This window comes from Xanthomonas sp. NCPPB 3442 (genome assembly GCF_056725145.1).
Genome location: NZ_CM161514.1, coordinates 3,638,890 through 3,656,024, shown reverse-complemented (window position 1 = coordinate 3,656,024; position 17,135 = coordinate 3,638,890). Strand labels below are relative to the sequence as shown.

The window sequence follows — 17,135 nt, the reverse complement described above, 5'->3', positions numbered from 1 at the left end:
ATGCCAACGATGTGCAAATGCGCTTTGCGTCGGGAGAAAACGCATCACATGGTTGTTTGACAGAGTGAGCTTTTTTGATTTTTTCAATGGCTTTCAGAGGGAAATTCTATTGGATCCGCTGCATACAATCGTTTGCGCCAGCGAGTTCGGCGCCTGTTGTCTTTTGCTCCGCCCCCCAAAGAGAGAGACCGGCATGATCTTTTCCACCTACTTTGCAGCGATCTCTGCGTTGTCATACGCAGAACGTCTTCCTACCTATACGAGCAGGATGCTGGTTGGTGCTTGGCCACAGGGACTGCAACATCTCCAACAGCGACGCGACGGACAGGGCGCAGCGGATGGCGCCGACGATGAGGTCAGCTTGTTCGGTGCCAGCGGCGATGCGTTGCTGATCCTGGAATATCAGGAAGAGGCCGAAGATGCGTATCGGCAGGCCTTGAAGGCCATGCGCGGGCATCAGCGTCAATTTCGCCTGCTGTCGTGCCGGAACACCGCCTGGTTGATGCTGAGCCAGCGGCGCCTGAGCGCGGCGTTGAATTGCTTCGCGCAGTTGGCAATGGACCGCGAAACGCCGCCCAGCCTGTGCGGCGAGAGCCTGTTGGGCAAATCGCTGACCCACTTCCATCTGGGCCAGAGCACGTTGGCCTTACAGACCCTGGAGCGTGCCCGCGAGGTGCTGGCCGACCTGGAGAGCGGCGCGTCGGACTGGCTGCGGATTGCCACTGCGCTGCGTCTGGACATGATTGCGCAGCTGCGTATCCGTCGCTCCGACCGCATGAGCGACCATGTGTTCTGGCAAGCCACGCTGCGCCAGGAAGATGCCACGCATGCCTTCGAGCCCAGCGACCTGCGCGCCTGCATCGCCGATCTGGCAGAGAGCATGCCGGTGCTTGCGCAGCGCATGCGGCATGTACGCAGCCTGTTGCGTATTGCCGGCGGCGACACCTTCGGCTTCGACGCGCAGATCGACGCATTGCCGGCCGCAGCCACCGGCTGCCCGCCGTGTGCGCGTCAGGACGCGCAGGTGGAACTGGCGCTGGCGGCATTGGCGGTGGGCCGTGCCGATCTGGCCGAGCGTGCGCTGGCCGGTGCCGGCCGACATCATGCGCCGCGCTGGAACCTGGAGTTCGAGTACTGCCAGGCCAAGATCAGCCAGGCGATGGGGCGCACCGAACAAGCGTTGCTGCTCTACAACCGCTACGCGCTGGGCGCGGTGCAGTGCCTGCGCAGCGAAGTGCAGGCACCGCGCTTGCTGGAAAGCGGCACCCCGGCGCACGTCAGCGACGATATCTCCGCCCGGTTGCCGGCCAAGTATCGGCGCGCCTACAGCTACATGATCACCAATGCGCATCGCTCGGATCTGTCGATCAACGAAGTGGCCGCACAGATCGGGGTCACCGGGCGCGCGCTGCAGCAAGCGTTCAAGTCGGCTACCGGGCTATCGCCGACGCAGGTGCTGCGCCGCTACCGGATGCAAAGCATCCGCGACGAACTGCTGGCCGAAGGCGGCTGCGGCAGTGTGTTGCAGGCGGCCAGTCGCTGGGGCGTCGGCAGCCGTTCGGCGTTGGCCAAGGGCTATCGCCAGCACTTCAATGAGGCGCCGATGGAGACCCTGCAGCGGTAATCTCCGCAACCCACGGATTGGTAGCGCTACCGATCCGTGGTGGGTCAACCCGGCGTGCGGTGCAGTGCGCGTCGCTTTACGCAACGGAGGCCAGGGGTCAAACTGAGACGTGCGTGCAATGTGGGTTCCGGCTATCCTTTCCGGCTGGCACTGGCACCCAGGGGGACGCGTCCGAGGATGGGCGTCGTCGCCAAGGAAACGACGACCGATCATGCAAGATCCCACTCCCGAGGCGACCGACGCCTCGCAGATCCGCCGGGCAGGCGTCGATCTCAATGGACTGATGTCGGTCCTCGGCAAGCACCTGTACTCCACCCCGGTGGTGGCGCTGCGTGAGCTGGTGCAGAACGCACACGATTCCATCCTGCGTCGTCGTCTGGAACAACCCGATTGGGACGGCCAATCGCGCATCGAGGTGCATGCCGATACCGCGCAAGGCATCGTGCGCATCGTCGATACCGGTGCCGGACTGACCCAGCAGGAAATCCACGACTACCTGGCCACCGTGGGCGTGGGCTATACGCGTGGGCTGCGCCAGGGCGGCCACGAGGACAGCGGCCTGATCGGAATGTTCGGGCTGGGCTTCTTGTCCGCCTTCGTGCTGGCGCGGCGGGTGACCGTGCGCACCACCTCCTACCAGTCTCCCACGCTGGGCTATTGCTACATCTCCAGCAACGCCGAGCAGTACACGGTCAGCCCGATTCCTGCGCGTGCGCAGGTGGGCACCGAGGTGGTGCTGGAACTACACGGCGATTATCTGTCGTTGGCTCAGGAAGGGCGGCTGCGCGAGATTCTGTCGCGCTATTGCGCGCTGTTGCGCGAGCCGATCTGGATCGGCGCCGCAACGCAGCCGATCAATCCCGAGCCGCCGCCGTGGCGCGTGCAGGACGCCGTACCGTTGCATCCGGTGCAGGCCTGGCGCCGGCAACGCGAGTTCGCCGCGCGCTTTGAGCGCAATTTCGAGCCGTTGTGCTGCATGCCGGTGCGTGCGGAAGAGGGCAGCGATGCGGTCGGCCTGTTGTGGGTGCAGGACGGTGCGACCTACGGCACCAGCGACAACCGCAATCTGTCGGTGTTCCTGCGCGGCATGTTGCTGGATGACAACGCGCGCGAACTGCTGCCGCCGTGGGCGGGCTTCATCGGTGGGGTGATCGAATCCAATCGGTTGACGCCTACCGCAAGCCGCGAAGACCTGCAGCGCGATACGGTCTATAGCGCGGTGCAGCACGCCTTGTCCGAGGCCTTGGTGCAGGGCCTGGCCGATGTGGCACGCCAGCAACCGGAGGCATGGCGACGCATCCTGTTGCGTCATAACGAAGCTCTGCTGGGCGCGGCGCTGTGCGATGAGCGCCTGTTCGAATTGCTGCTGGAACACGTGCGGGTACCGACGTCGCAAGGCGATCTGCCGGCGCAGCAATTGCCATCGCGCGGTGCGGTGCACGTGATCCTCGATAGCGACAGCGGTTTCGAAGAAATGCTGTTCCGTGCGATGGGCGTGCCGGTGGCCTACGGCAACCGGTATGCGGTGGTGCCGTTTCTGCGGCGCTGGGCGCAGGTCAAGGGTGTGCGTCTGGTCGAGCTGGGCACCGAGCAGGGCAACCGCCAGTTGTTCCAGCTGGACACGCTGCCGGCCGATGAACTGGCCTGGCTGGAACAGCACCTGGGCGATGGCGAAGCGCTGGTGCCGGCGCGTTTCAGCCCGCAGGAACTGCCGTTGGTGGTAGTGCCCGACCGCGAGGCCGAGCTCAAACGCCGCCTGGAGCAGGACGAAAACGACAAGCGTGTATCTACCGCCGCGTTGCGCCTGGCGCGGCAATTCACCGCGCGCATCCAAGCGCGGCAGACCCAGCGGCTGTATCTGAATCTGGATAATCCGGCGCTGCAGGCCTTGCTGGGCGCGCAGCGCGCAGGCAACCCGCAGGCCGCGGTGGCGGCGCGCTTGCTGCGTGCGCTCAAGGTGATCGTCGCGGCGCAGGGGCGTACGCAGCCGCAGCCGGGCAGCACCGAATCAGGTGTTTCCGATCTCAACAAGGCCTTCGGCGATTTCGCCGAGACCGTGACCCAATTGCTGGCGCGCTGAAGCGCCGCATCGCAGGAGCGGCACGATGGAAATCTGGAACTGGGTAGAAAAACTGCAGGACGATCTGGGCGAAGCCGGGCAGCCGCAAAATGCGCAGTTGCTGACGCGGCTGACCGACCACATCTGCGATCTGCAGATCGACCGCGCCGAGGCCTTGTTGCCGGAGGCACGTGCGCTGGGCAAGACGCTGGCCAACCCGTGGCTGGAGGTGTTCGTCGGGCATTGGGAAATGCGCAACCGGGTCGGCAACCTGTGCGAAGGCGAGCGTGCGCTGGGCGATGCGGTGGCGCTGTTCGAGCGTGCGCATCGCGCCGACGCAGTGGAGTGCCCGCAATCGGTCTGCGTGACCCAGGACCTGGCCGCGTGTTATGCCAACATCGATGGCCCGGGTTGGGTGGAAGAACGTATCGAGGTGTGCGACGAAACCCTGGGCCGCATCGACCCGAGCTGGTCGTGTTACCAGTGCCTGAGCTGCGAAAAAGCCGATGCATTGCTCGACGACGGGCGCGGTGACGCGGCGCTGCAGTACCTGGAGCAGCAGTCGCAGGCCATCCTGGACCATGGCGGCGAAATCTACGACGGCGTGCCGGACATGCGCATCTCGATCCTGCTTGCGCTTGGGCGTGCGCAGGAAGCGCTGGCGCTGGTGGAACAGCGCGAACGCGACGCCGCGCGCGAAGGTGCCGAGTGGGCCAATTGCAGCCAGCCGCGGCGCCTGCAGAAGGCACGCGCGTTGGCGCTGTTGCAGCGCGATGACGAAGCCATGGAAGCGTTGCTGCCATGGCGCGAGATTGCGCCGCGTTATCGCCTGCACTGGCTGCGTGCGGTGGCGGTGCTGGTGGCGCGCGCGCCCGAGCGCAATAGCTGGGACCTGGGCAGCCGCGTGCAGCAGATGCTCGACCATTACGCGCAGGTTGGCGCGCATCGCATCCTGATCGAAGCGGCCGAGCTTGCGATCGGACTGGCGCTGCAACGCGGCGCGGTGTGGACCGCGCGCAGGCATCTGGCGCTTGCACGTGCGCATCTGCCCAAGTTGCGACAGGACCGTGGTGCCACGCTGGCGCTGGACGGTTGGGCTGCGCGCATCGCAGCCGTATCGGTGGGCGAGGAGTCACCGGTCGCTGCCGCGCAGTTGCTGGAATGGTTGAACGCGCAGGGCGATGATGTGGTGCGCAATCCCGAGCGCGAAGCGCAGTGGTTGCTGCAGGCCGTCGCTGACTGTCCGGACGATGCCGAGCTTGTCGACACCACTGCTTCTGCCTTGAGTGCCTGTGCGGCCGACGAGGAAGCGATCGCGTTGCTGTGGTCATTCGTGCAGCGGCATGCCGATCGCGAAACCAGCCCCACCTTCCGGCTGATGAATCTGTTGCTGGGCCGCGGCGATGAAGCCGGTGTGCGCCGGCTGGCACAGCTGTATCGCCCACAGGCGCCGGTGGCGGCATTGTGGTGCGAGGCGCAGCTGGCGCAGCGGCTGGGCGACTGGCCGGCGCTGGAGCAGGCCTGCACGGCACTGTTGGAGCTATCGCCCGGCTCGCACGGCGCACGCGGCTTGTTGGCGCGCATGTATCTCGATACCGGCCGGTTTGCCGAGGCCGCCGCGGTCTATCGGCAACTTACCGAGCTGCTGGAAGAACCGCGTTCTGCGCATTGGGATCACATGACGGCGGCCAGTGCGGCGCAGGATTGGGACGCGGTGCGTGCCTCTGCGCAGGCCATTGGCATGGAGCTGAGCAGCACCAGCGGCGTAGTCGAAGAGACCTGGGGCTGGGTGATCATTCGTTGCATGGATGATGGCGAAGTGGCCGAGTACTACGCGCGCCGCACCGGCCCGGTCACTGCACGCATCGTCGAAAACGCGCCTGCGCATCGGCGCCAGCATGTCGGCGACTGGGTGGTGTTCGACGCGGAACTGTTGTATCCGCCGCCGGAAGACGAAGCCGAACGCGAGCGTTTCGTGCCGACCTACGCGCAGGTGCATGTGCTGCAAGCGGGTGGCTATGCCAATAGCTGGCTGGTGGACGGCGTGCATCCTGGCGACGAGGTGATCGAGGCGATGCGTGCAGACCTGGAAATGCGCGGCTGGAAGATGTGGCTGCACAGTCGCGACGACTACCGCGTGGTCGACCCGGACCATCCGGACGCGTTCAACCCGGAGGATGCAACATCCGGACTGCCGGGCGTGTTGTTCACCGTGGCCCTTCCGGAAAACGTCGCCCCGCAGGAACTGCATCGCGTCCTGCGATGCACGACCTCGCGCTGGTCGCATCCGATGTGCTGGCTGCGGCTTGCCGAGGCCTGCGGCCAGGATCCGCAGCCGCATCTGGATGCGGTGGAGCGTTACGGACTATAGGGCGGCGATCGGCTTGATCCAACGGCGTTTGTCGCCGGGGTGGGTGGACATTGGCGATCGTGGCGTGCGTTCGGGCGCCACGCTGGATGCGCGGCGCTGCATCCGGCATCAAGAACACGCTCATTGCCCTTCCGCAACGCGGCGGCATTCACGCCGGCACACCCTCCCGCTTTGGACGTGCCGCCACACCGTCGGCAGGGCGATGACGCAAGTGCATGCCCTGCGTGCAGGCGCAGGGCGCAGCGCCACGCACTGCCGTTTCTGCGGCGTTTGGTCCTGTTTGGTCTCCAGTGTCCTGATGGAGCTCGCCATGGCAGTGGCAATGCCGATCGGAAGAGCATCGCCGCAGGCTCAAAACGCAGTGACGCGCCGTCGATCGGCCATCGCCAGGGCCCGGGGTGATGGCACGCCGACCGGTTGGCGTGTTGCCTTGCACGGGCGCTGGTGCAGTGCATGTCCGCAGGCGTGGACCGGCGCACGTTCGGCGTGCGCGCGGCAATGTCACACTGCGCCCGTGGGCGGATGACTGCTACAGGTTGGCTCGCTGGTTGGTCAATCTGAATTGCTTTATTCTGCTGCGCATCGGCGTGGGGGCGCCGCGTCGGTCAGGGCGCAGTCCAGCCCGCATGCCCAACCTCTTTTCTTTTGGTGGGTGATCTCATGGTGGCATTGCAGCAGCGCTCGATCGATGCGATTGGTGGCCAGGAACATGCGTTGCTGGCCGCATGGTTGGAGTCCAGCCTGGGCAACGATGCGCGTCTGTCGCGGCAGGAATTCGAGGCGCAGGCCGGCGAATTCCTGCGCTTGCTGGTGGCATCGTTGAAGCACGAAGGTAGCAGCCTGGACAGTGCCGAATGGAGCGAGGTGCGTCGCTTCCTGGAACATCTCTCGCGCGACCGCGCCACGCGTGGTTTCGATTCGCAGGAAACCGCCAACTTCATCTTTTCGCTCAAGCGCGTGTTGTTTGCGCTGGTACAGCGCGAATACGCCAGTACCCCGGAAGAACTGGGCCAGCAGTTGTGGGCGTTGTCGGAATTGCTCGACCGCCTGGGCTTGTACACCGTGAAGGTCTTCCAGAAGACCCGCGAAGACATCATCGTGCGTCAGCAGGAAGAGATGCTGGAGCTGTCCACCCCGGTGGTGAAGCTGTGGGACGGCGTGCTGGCGCTGCCGATGATCGGCACACTGGATTCGCAGCGCACCCAGGTGGTGATGGAGTCGCTGTTGCAACGCATTGTCGACACCGGCTCGGAAATCGCCATCATCGACATCACCGGCGTGCCCACCGTGGACACCCTGGTGGCACAGCATCTGCTCAAGACCGTGACCGCGATCCGGCTGATGGGGGCCGACGCCATCATCAGCGGCGTGCGCCCGCAGATTGCGCAAACCATCGTGCATCTGGGCCTGGACCTGCAGGGGATCGTGACCAAGGCCAACCTGGCCGATGCGTTGGCGCTGGCGCTCAAGCGCACCGGCGTGACCGTCAGCAAGGCAGACTGACATGGAACGTATTCCGATCCTGCGGATGGGCCATCTGTTGCTGGTCACCATCCAGGTGGACATGCACGACCAACTGGCGCTGCAACTGCAGGACGACCTGTCCGAGAAGATCAGCGCCACCTCTGCGCGTGGCGTGTTGATCGACATTTCCGCGCTGGATATCGTCGATTCGTTCATCGGGCGCATGATCAGCACCATTTCCGGGCTGGCGACGCTCATGGGCGCGCAAACCGTGGTGGTGGGCATGCAGCCGGCGGTGGCGATCACCCTGGTGGAGTTGGGGCTGACCTTGCCGTCGGTGCGCACCGCGCTCGATGTCGAGCGCGGCATGCGCCTGCTGCAACAACCCGATGCGGCTCCATGACGGTCGGCTCGCAACCGGTACGCACCGAGCAGGATGTGGTGCTGGCGCGGCAGACCGTGCGCAAGCTGGTGGTGCAATGCGGGCTGCGGTTGGTCGATCAAACCAAGCTGGTCACCGCGGCCAGCGAACTGGCGCGCAATACGGTGATCTACGGCGGTGGCGGCGACATGGACTGGGCGCTGGTCGAAAGCGGCATCCGCAAGGGCGTGCAGCTGACGTTCCGCGACCAGGGCCCGGGCATTGCAGACCTGGAGCTCGCACTGACCGACGGCTGGACCTCTGGCAGTGGCCTGGGGCTGGGACTGTCCGGCAGCCGGCGGCTGGTGGACGATTTCGTGCTCGATAGCGCAGCCGGCAAGGGCACCCGCATCACCATCACCAAATGGAAGTAACCATGACCGGCGCGCTCACCCAGGTGATCCGCGTCGAAGAGGGTACCCAGGTCGGGCAGGTGCGCCGCGAAGCGGTGGCGCTTGCACAGGCCTGCGGTTTCGATGAAGACGGCTGTGGCCGCGTGGCCCTGGTGGCGACCGAGTTGTGCACCAACCTGCTCAACCATGCCGGTGGCGGGCAGATGCAGCTGTGCAGCGTCGCCGGCCGCGATGGTCTGGGCATCGAGTTGTGCACGCTCGATCAGGGGCGCGGATTCGTGCTGGCCGATTGTCTGCCGGACGGGTATTCCACCGGCAGCACGCCTGGCAACGGCCTGGGCACGGTGCAGCGACATGCCGCGTTGCTGGACGCTTATTCCGATGCCCGGGGGGCCGTGGTCCTGGCGCGTGTGTACGCCGACGCCGACAGCATGCCCGACCTGCCCTACGGCGCGCTGCGTGTGCCGCTCCAGAACGAAACGGTCTGCGGCGATGGCTGGCATCTGGCGATCGATGCGCAAGGCGTGACCGTGAGCATGATCGACGGCCTTGGCCACGGAGCGGGCGCGGCCGATGCCGCCGATGCGGGGACGCGCGCTGCGGCAGCGGCCCGTGGCGAACCCGGCGAACGCATCGCGCGCCTGCATGCCGGCATGAGCGGCACGCGCGGCGGCGCGGCGGCGGTCATGCAGTTCGATCCCGGCAGCGGCCAGGTGCGCTTTGCCGGGGTGGGCAATATCGTCGCCTCGTTGTGCGATGGCGACGGCGTGCGCGGCATGCCCTCGCACCCGGGCATCGTCGGGGTGCAGTTCCGCAAGGCGCAACCGTTCGACTTTCCACGCGCCGCCGGCAAGTTACTGGTCATGCACAGCGACGGCCTGCAATCGCGCTGGACCCTGCGCGATCATCCGGGCCTGCTGTCGCGCCATCCACGCATCGTTGCCGCAGTGCTGGCGCGCGATTACGCGCGCGGCCGCGACGATTGCTGCGTGTTCGTCATGCGCTTGGGAGCCATGCAATGAATTCAACCACCGAGATGCCGGCAGCCGAGGCGATGGCTGAACTGGAAAGCTTGCGCCAGCAGAACCAGGCCTTGCGCGAAGAACTGGAAGAAACCAACCAGGGCGTGCTGGCCTTGTATGCCGAGCTCGACCAACAGGCCGAACAGCTGCGCGAGGTGTCCGAACTCAAGAGCCGCTTTCTGTCGTACATGAGCCACGAGTTCCGCACCCCGCTAGGCTCGATCCTGAGCATCACCCGGCTGCTGGAGGATGGCATGGACGGGCCGCTCAATGCAGAGCAGCTCAAGCAGGTGCGCTTTGTCAGCGGTTCGGCGCGCGAGCTCACCGAGATGGTGGACGACCTGCTGGACCTGGCCAAGATCGAAGCCGGGCGCATCACCATCTCGCCGGGCTGGTTCGACCTGATGGACCTGTTCGCGGCGCTGCGGGGCATGTTCCGTCCGCTCACCGATGTGGGCACGACCACGCTGATCTTCGAGGATCCGCCGGTGCTGCCGCTGCTGTACACCGACGACAAGAAGCTGGCGCAGATCCTGCGCAATTTCATTTCCAACGCGCTCAAGTTCACCCCGCAGGGGCAGGTGCGCGTGTTTGCGCAGCTGGAAGGCGACAGCCATGTACGCTTTGGCGTGCACGACACCGGCATCGGCATTCCGGCCGAGCTTCACGAGGCCTTGTTCGAAGATTTCGTACAGGTGGACTCGCCGCTGCAAAAACGCCTGACCGGCACCGGCCTGGGGTTGTCGATCTGCAAACGGTTCGCCGAATTGCTGGGCGGCCGGGTGGGGATCAACAGCGTGGTCGGGCAGGGTTCTGAATTTTACGTGGTGCTGCCGATGACACTGGCAGCGGAGGAAACGCGTGGGCAGTAAGCACCACATCCTGGTCGTCGACGACAACGCGGTGACGCGTTATTCGGTGCGGCGCGTGCTCGAACACCATCAGTTCGCGGTCGAAGAAGCCGGTACCGGGACCGAGGGTCTTGCCAAACTTGCCGCGCAGACGTTTTCTGCGGTGGTGCTGGACGTCAACCTGCCGGACATGAGCGGCTTCGATATCGTGCGGACGCTGCGTGCCGAGCCGCGCACCGCGTTGCTGCCGGTGGTGCATGTTTCGGCGGCCTCGATCGCCACCGGCGACATGATCACCGGGCTGGATGCCGGCGCCGACGCCTACCTGATCCATCCGGTCGACCCCAACGTGTTGCTGGCCACCTTGCGCACGCTGTTGCGCGCACGCCGCGCCGAGGAGGCGTTGCGGGTCAGCGAGGCGCGTTTCCGCGAAATCTTCGAACACATCAGCGCGCCGATTGCGGTGGTGGATGCCAACCTGCACATGCACGAGGCCAATGCCGCATTCCAACGCTTGATCGGCAGCGCCACGCCCGGCGCTGCGATCCATGCCGCCGGGTTGGATCAGGCCGCCGCCGTGCACGCACTGACCACTGCGTTGGCGCAACGCGAGCGCTGGAGCGGCACCTTGTCGCTGCTGCGCGATGGCAAGCTCTGCGAAACCGAATGGCGGGTGTCGCCCTACCGCGAGCCGGATCTGGGGCTGTTGCTGGTGGAAGACGTGACCGAGCAGCGCCTGCGCGAGCGCGAGCAGCGCCAGGAACTGGATACCGCCACCAGCGAACTCGCGCATCAGATCGCGCAGCGTCAGCACACCGAAATCCAGCTGCTGCAGGCGCAGAAGATGGAAGCGCTGGGCAAGCTCACCGGTGGCATCGCGCACGACTTCAACAACCTGCTGACCAGCATCATTTCCGGCTTGGACATGATCCAGCTCGCAGTGGAATCCAATCGCATCGAACGCGTGCCGCGCCTGGCCGAGATCGCTAACGGCTCGGCGCACCGCGCCGCCGCGCTGACCCAGCGCATGCTGGCGTTCGCACGCAAGCAATCGCTGGACGCGCAACCGTTCGACGTCAACACCCGTGTGCGTTCGCTGGAAGACATGCTGCAACGCTCGATCGGCGAAAACATCGCGCTGGAGCTGGATCTTGCGTCCACGCCGCTGGTGGCCATTGCCGATGCCAACCAGCTCGAAAACGTGGTGCTCAACCTGGTCATCAATGCGCGCGATGCCTTGAAAGGGCAGGGCACCATCCGCATCCAGAGCGCGGCCTACACCGCGCACAACGATCCGGAACTGGACGACGGCGACTATGTCGCGGTGAAGGTGATCGACAACGGGAGCGGGATCGAGCCGGCCATTCTCGACCAGGTGTTCGAGCCGTTTTTCACCACCAAACCCATCGGCGAAGGCACCGGTCTCGGCCTGTCGATGACCTACGGGTTCGCACGTCAATCCGGCGGTACCGCACGCATCACCAGCGATGTGGGTCGTGGCACCACGGTGGCGCTCCTGCTGCCGCGCGGGCTCTCGGCCAACGAAATGCTGCCGGCACCGGCGCCCAGCGCGCCGCGCACGCGCAACGAGCGCATCCTGCTGGTGGACGACACCGACGTGGTGCGCATGATGGTGAGCGAAGTGCTCAGCGATGCCGGCTACCAGGTCATCGAAGCCGAGGATGCCAACGGCGCGCTGGAACACTTGCGCACCGAGGCGCACATCGATCTGGTGGTCTCCGATGTCGGCCTGCCCGGCATGAACGGGCGCGACATGGCCGATGTGGCGCGCACGCTACGCCCGGGTCTGCCGATCCTGTTCATTACCGGCTATGCCGAAAACGCGGCCACGCGGCAAGAATTTCTGGCAGAGGGCATGGCCCTGCTGCCCAAGCCTTTCAGCCTCAACGATCTGCTCAACACGGTGGGGCAGATGCTCGACAGCAGCGTCCTGGCGCGGGCGTAGGGCGTTAAGCGGCTCCAAACACGCGTGCGTCGCTGCGGGGCGGGCACGGCCTGCGCATGCACCGGGCGTGCAGCCACGTTCCTGCACTTGGCTTAGCGCGCATACGCGTACGGCCCGAATGTGGCGCCAAGAAAACCGCCGGCCGACTCGGTACTGAGCACACTTGCATCGCCTTGTTCGAGCAGCGTCTGCCACTGCCCCTGGCCGACGGCGTAATCCACGCGCACGCGTGCGGCGTCCAGCGCAAAGCGCAGTTTCACCGGTTGCGTGGCATCGGGCAGTGGCGCGCGTGCCAGTTCGGTGCCGGTGCCGGGCTGTTGCGGTCCGGCGCGGCGATACAGCACCACCGCAGCGCCGCTGTCCTCGCGCACCAGCATTGCTGCCAGGAAGTTGCTCTCCTTGGCCACGATCGCCAGACCGGCCTGTTCGCCTGGTGCCAGCGCGCTGCCATCCACGCTGGCGACCAAGGTGGCGTGATGATGCTGCAGGCGATGACCCAGATAGGCCGGCTGACCACGGCCGATATCGCCCAGCGCAATGTTTGCCGGCGTCACGCGCAAGCCTTGCGCGCCGGGCTGATACCACGGCCTGATGGGTGGGTGGATGGTCATCCATTGCATTGGCACGCGCGCATCCCCGAAGCGCTCGCTCCACTGCATCGGCCCGGTGGTCGGCAGGGGCTGCGTGCCCGCCGGCAAGGGTGGGCGCGCTGCCACGACAGGGACCGCGGCGCCGTGCGGCAGCACCACCGGCCAGCCATCGCGCCATTGCACCGGCAACAGGAAGGTTTCCCGGCCCAGGTTGTAGTGATTGCCGCGGTAAGGGCGCGTCGCGAGAAACACCGCCCACCATGTGCCGTCCTTGAGTTCGACGAACTGTGCATGCCCGGCCGAGGTGATCGGCGCATTGCGCAATGGGTCCAGGTCGCGTTGGGTGAGTACCGGATTGCCGCTCCAGGTTTCGTATGGCCCGGTGATCTGGCGGCTGCGGTAGATCATCTGCGCATGCTGCTCGCCGGTGCCACCTTCGGCCGCGGTGAGGTAGTAGTAGCCATCGCGGCGGAACAGGTGCGGGCCTTCGATGTGTTCGGGATTGGTGGCCGGCTTGAAGCCCGAATCCACGATCACCTGACGGGTGCCGACCAACTTCATGCTGGCCAGATCCAGCCGCTGCAGCCAGATGGCGCGGTGCCCGTCGTAGCGCAGCTTGCCGGCCGGCACGTCGTTGTTGACCAGCCAGGCGCTGCCATCGTCATCGAAAAACAGCGAGGGGTCGATGCCCTTGGCGTCCAGCCAGATTGGACCCGACCACGGCCCGGCCGGATCGGTGGCGGTGATCAGGAAATTGCCGCCATCGCAGTAGAAACAGGTATTGGCGATATAGAAGGTGCCAGCGTGGTAGCTGATGCTGGCGGCAAACAGGCCGCGGGTCAGTTCGTCGTTGCCGTAGTTGATCTGGGTTGGACGGTCGATCGCGTTGCCGATCTGGTTCCAATGCACCAGGTCGCTGCTCTTGAACACCGGCAGGCCGGGGAAATAGCCGAAACTGGAATTCACCAGATAAAAATCGTCGCCGACGCGCACCGCCGATGGGTCCGGATGAAAACCGGCCACGACCGGGTTGCGGTACTGCGCGGCGGTTGGCGCGGGGCCGCCGTCGTCGCCCTGGTAATCGATCTGCGTGATCAACGCGGTGCCGGCATGCGCCAGCTGACAGCTCAATGCGGCCAGCAGGCCGGCCACCCATGCGAGTCGTTTCAAGAGATCCCCTCGTGCCATGCCCTGGCGCAACGCCAGTACGACACCAGCATGACAGCACGCAGGGCGGCGTGGCATGACGTTTTGCGATGCCAACCCCGCGTGGTGGCATGCCTCCGCGCGCGTGGCGGGGTGTGTGGACCGGGCGCTGCCACTTCGCTGCAACATTGCTGACATATCGTGCGCGCGGCGCCACGCGGCGCCGCCAACAGGCGTGCCATGCCAAACGGCTTGGACGCTGTGTCATCACCTCGCATCACTACCTAGGATCAACCCGCATGTCGTTGTACTCGCCTGTCTTTCCGTCGCCGGTGTCCGCTATTGCACAGGTCGCTGCGCGCCGCCGCACCGCCTTGCAGCGCACGCCGCTGGCACGTGCCTGCGCCGGCCTGTTGCTAGCCTCGCTGGCGGCAACCGCGTCTGCGCAGCAAGCGCCGGCGACCCAGGGCGAAGCCAGCCCGACCGCGCTGGACACGGTCACCGTCACCGCCGAGCACCGCGAGCAGAACCTGCAGGACGTGCCGGTCTCGGTCGGCGTGGTGCAGGGCGCAGCGATGCGCGAGTACACCGCCGGTGGCGATGACACGCTGCTGGCGCTGTCCGGCCGCGTGCCGGGCTTCTATGCCGAAACCACCACCGGGCGCATCTTCCCGCGCTTCTATATCCGTGGCCTGGGCAATATCGATTTCTACCTGGGTGCCTCGCAGCCGGTCTCCATCATCCAGGACGATGTGGTGCTGGAGCATGTCGTGCTCAAATCCAATCCGGTCTATGACGTGGACCAGGTCGAAGTGCTGCGCGGTCCGCAAGGCACGCTGTTCGGCCGCAACACCACCGCCGGCATCGTCAAGTTCGACACCGTCAAGCCCAGCGACACCTACACCGGTCGCGTCAACGCCAGATACGGCAGCTACAACACCATCTCGCTGGATGGCGGCTTCGGTGGCCCCATCAACGACGTGCTGTCGTTCCGCGTGTCCGCGTTGTACCAGCACCGCGACGATTGGGTGGACAACACCTTTGCCGGCAGCAGCGCCGATGGCACGCGCACCCCACGCAAGGACGCGATGGGCGGTTACAACGACCGCAATGCGCGCCTGCAGGTCTTGCTCAAGCCCAACGATGCGTTTTCGCTGCTGGGCTCGGTGCACACGCGCGATTACGACGGCACTTCCACCTTGTTCCTGCGCAACGCGATCACGCGTGGCAGCGACAAGGTGGACGTGCCGCGCGACCGTGTGGCCTATGATGAGGGGCACGACAACCCGCAGGCGTATCAAACCGATGGCGGCTCGCTCAAGGCGATTTACGACTTCGGTGGCGTGTCGCTGACCTCCATCACCGCCTACGAAACCACTTCCGGCTATAGCCGTGGCGACACCGATGGCGGTGCTGCCGCCAATTACCCGGTCAATGGCGTGCCGAACGGCTTTGGCCAGTCGATGGGACAGATCCGCGACCTGGACCAGTACACGCAGGAATTGCGCCTGGCCAGCGAAGGCGACGAGGCCCTGCAGTGGCAGGTGGGCGCGTTCTATTTCGACGGCCGCGACACCACCGATTTCTATCAACGTGCCTATTTCCTGCAGACCGCCGCGCGCAACCCGAATAACTGGGTGCGCCTGCGCAATACCAATACCTCGTGGGCCGGCTTCGGGCAGATCAGCTACAAGGCGACCGACGCGCTGACGCTCACCGCCGGCATCCGCCAGACCAAGGACACCAAGGAAACCCGTCTGCTCAAGACCGCCGATACCGCAGCCGGTGTGGTGACCTACCGCGGCCGGCGCGATGTGCGCATGTCCGATACCCAGCCCAGCTGGGATCTGAGCGCGATGTATGAGATCGACCCGCAGCTGAGCGTGTATGCGCGCGTGGCGCGCGGTTTCCGTGGCCCCACCATCCAGGGCCGCAGCGCGGTGTTCAATTCGGACTTCACCACCGCCGATTCGGAAACCATCTTGTCGTGGGAAGCCGGCATCAAGAGCAGCCTGTTCGAGAACCGTCTGCGCCTGAATGTCAGCGGCTTCACTTACACGGTCGACGATATCCAGCTCAACGGCAACGACTCGGACGGCAATGGCGTGCTGTTCAATGCCGACAAGGCCAAGGCCTACGGCATGGAAGCGGACCTGGACTGGCGCCCGATCTCCAACCTGTCGATCACCGCCGGCCTGAGCCTGTTGCACAGCGAAATCCACGACAAACGCGTCTATGCGCAGGCCTGCGCGCTCAATGGCGTGGTGGTGTGCACGGTCAACGACCCGACCATCCGCGTAGGTGCCAACACCTTCGCCCAGATCGACGGCAACCCGCTGCCCAACGCGCCCAAGTACAACCTCAACCTGGCCGCGCGCTACGACATCCCGGTGGGCAACGACGGCGCGTTCTTCGTGTCCACCGACTGGAACAAGCAGGGCCAGACCAGCTTCGTGCTGTACGACTCCACCGAGTTCCGTTCCGACGGCAATTTCGAAGGTGGCCTCAAGCTGGGTTACACCGGTGGCTACGGTGCCTGGGAAGTGGCAGCGTTCGCGCGCAACATCACCAACGAAAAGAACCTCAAGGGTGTGATCGAAAACTACATGGCCGCGGTCTACAACGAGCCGCGTGTCGTTGGGGTGTCGGTCAACGTCAACTGGCAGTAACCGGTTGATCGCCTGGTTGATCGGCTGATGCAGTCACTGCGGCAACTGCGCCGCAGTGATGTTTCCTGCAGGTGGATGGGCCAACTGCGTGTATGCGCAGCTGGCCGTCGTGTCGTTTCACCGCTTGCTCAGGACAGAGCGCACCCAGTTGACGATTTGCGCGCTGCTCGCTGCGCCGGAATGACGGCCCAGTTCCTGCCCACCCTGGATGACCAGCAGGGTGGGAATGCTGCGGATGCCAAAGCGCGTGCCCAGCGCCGGATGCAGGTCGGTATCCACCTTGGCCAGGCGCACCTGCGGTTCCAATGCTGCAGCGGCTGCGGCAAATTGCGGCGCCATGCTCAGGCATGGCCCGCACCAAGGTGCCCAGAAATCCACCACCAGCGGCAGTGCACTGCGCACCGCATGCTTGTCGAAATCTGCAGCCGACAAGGCCACCGGCGTCCCCAGGAACAGCGGCTGATGGCAGCTGCCGCAGTTGGGCGCATCGCGCAGGCGCGTGGGCGCAATGCGGTTCATCGCAGCGCAACTCGGGCAGGCGATCAGTAGTGGTGCATCGGTCATGTGGGTCTCCAGTCGGCGGCGCTGCCTGCGCTGTC

General features: G+C 65.4%; 12 protein-coding genes. 10 read left to right on the top strand and 2 right to left on the bottom strand.

Annotation, left to right across the window (positions count from 1 at the left end):
- Window positions 1-268 precede the first annotated feature (268 nt).
- From AC1POX_RS15770 to AC1POX_RS15730, 9 genes are all read left to right on the top strand, one after another.
- Window positions 269-1,624 (top strand): helix-turn-helix transcriptional regulator, encoded by a 1,356-nt coding sequence (locus AC1POX_RS15770; RefSeq protein WP_372356371.1) that lies wholly within the window; start codon window positions 269-271, stop codon window positions 1,622-1,624.
- Between the two features lie 211 nt (window positions 1,625-1,835).
- Window positions 1,836-3,704, top strand: a complete 1,869-nt coding sequence (locus AC1POX_RS15765) for an ATP-binding protein (protein ID WP_039416608.1) — start codon at window positions 1,836-1,838, stop codon at window positions 3,702-3,704.
- A 25-nt stretch (window positions 3,705-3,729) separates the two neighbouring features.
- On the top strand, window positions 3,730-6,054 hold the full coding sequence (locus AC1POX_RS15760; RefSeq protein ID WP_277572838.1) for a tetratricopeptide repeat protein: 2,325 nt from the start codon (window positions 3,730-3,732) through the stop codon (window positions 6,052-6,054).
- Window positions 6,055-6,714: 660 nt separating this feature from the next.
- On the top strand, window positions 6,715-7,557 hold the full coding sequence (locus tag AC1POX_RS15755; protein ID WP_218491046.1) for an STAS domain-containing protein: 843 nt from the start codon (window positions 6,715-6,717) through the stop codon (window positions 7,555-7,557).
- A 1-nt stretch (window position 7,558) separates the two neighbouring features.
- Complete coding sequence (locus tag AC1POX_RS15750; protein ID WP_003484273.1) at window positions 7,559-7,921, top strand: STAS domain-containing protein; 363 nt, start codon at window positions 7,559-7,561, stop codon at window positions 7,919-7,921.
- Complete coding sequence (locus AC1POX_RS15745) at window positions 7,918-8,313, top strand: ATP-binding protein (RefSeq protein ID WP_008571097.1); 396 nt, start codon at window positions 7,918-7,920, stop codon at window positions 8,311-8,313. The genes AC1POX_RS15750 and AC1POX_RS15745 overlap by 4 nt, the downstream gene beginning before the upstream one ends.
- Before the next feature lie 2 nt (window positions 8,314-8,315).
- The gene (locus tag AC1POX_RS15740; protein WP_303400998.1) at window positions 8,316-9,314 is read left to right on the top strand and encodes an ATP-binding protein; all 999 of its coding nucleotides are present in this window, start codon (window positions 8,316-8,318) and stop codon (window positions 9,312-9,314) included.
- The gene (locus AC1POX_RS15735) at window positions 9,311-10,186 is read left to right on the top strand and encodes a sensor histidine kinase (RefSeq protein ID WP_014089646.1); all 876 of its coding nucleotides are present in this window, start codon (window positions 9,311-9,313) and stop codon (window positions 10,184-10,186) included. Before AC1POX_RS15740 ends, AC1POX_RS15735 begins: the two co-directional genes overlap by 4 nt.
- A complete protein-coding gene (locus tag AC1POX_RS15730; RefSeq protein WP_372356370.1) occupies window positions 10,176-12,131 on the top strand; it encodes a response regulator in 1,956 nt (651 codons plus the stop codon). Before AC1POX_RS15735 ends, AC1POX_RS15730 begins: the two co-directional genes overlap by 11 nt.
- 92 nt (window positions 12,132-12,223) lie before the next feature.
- On the opposite strand, the gene AC1POX_RS15725 is transcribed toward AC1POX_RS15730, so the two are convergent.
- A complete protein-coding gene (locus AC1POX_RS15725; RefSeq protein WP_372356369.1) occupies window positions 12,224-13,909 on the bottom strand; it encodes a glycoside hydrolase family 43 protein in 1,686 nt (561 codons plus the stop codon).
- 257 nt (window positions 13,910-14,166) lie between these two features.
- Between AC1POX_RS15725 and AC1POX_RS15720 the strand changes: the two genes are divergently transcribed.
- A complete protein-coding gene (locus AC1POX_RS15720) occupies window positions 14,167-16,536 on the top strand; it encodes a TonB-dependent receptor (RefSeq protein WP_372356368.1) in 2,370 nt (789 codons plus the stop codon).
- A gap of 117 nt (window positions 16,537-16,653) precedes the next feature.
- On the opposite strand, the gene trxC is transcribed toward AC1POX_RS15720, so the two are convergent.
- Entirely contained in the window at window positions 16,654-17,100 is a 447-nt protein-coding gene (trxC, locus tag AC1POX_RS15715; protein WP_218491040.1) for a thioredoxin TrxC, read from the bottom strand.
- Window positions 17,101-17,135 lie beyond the last annotated feature (35 nt).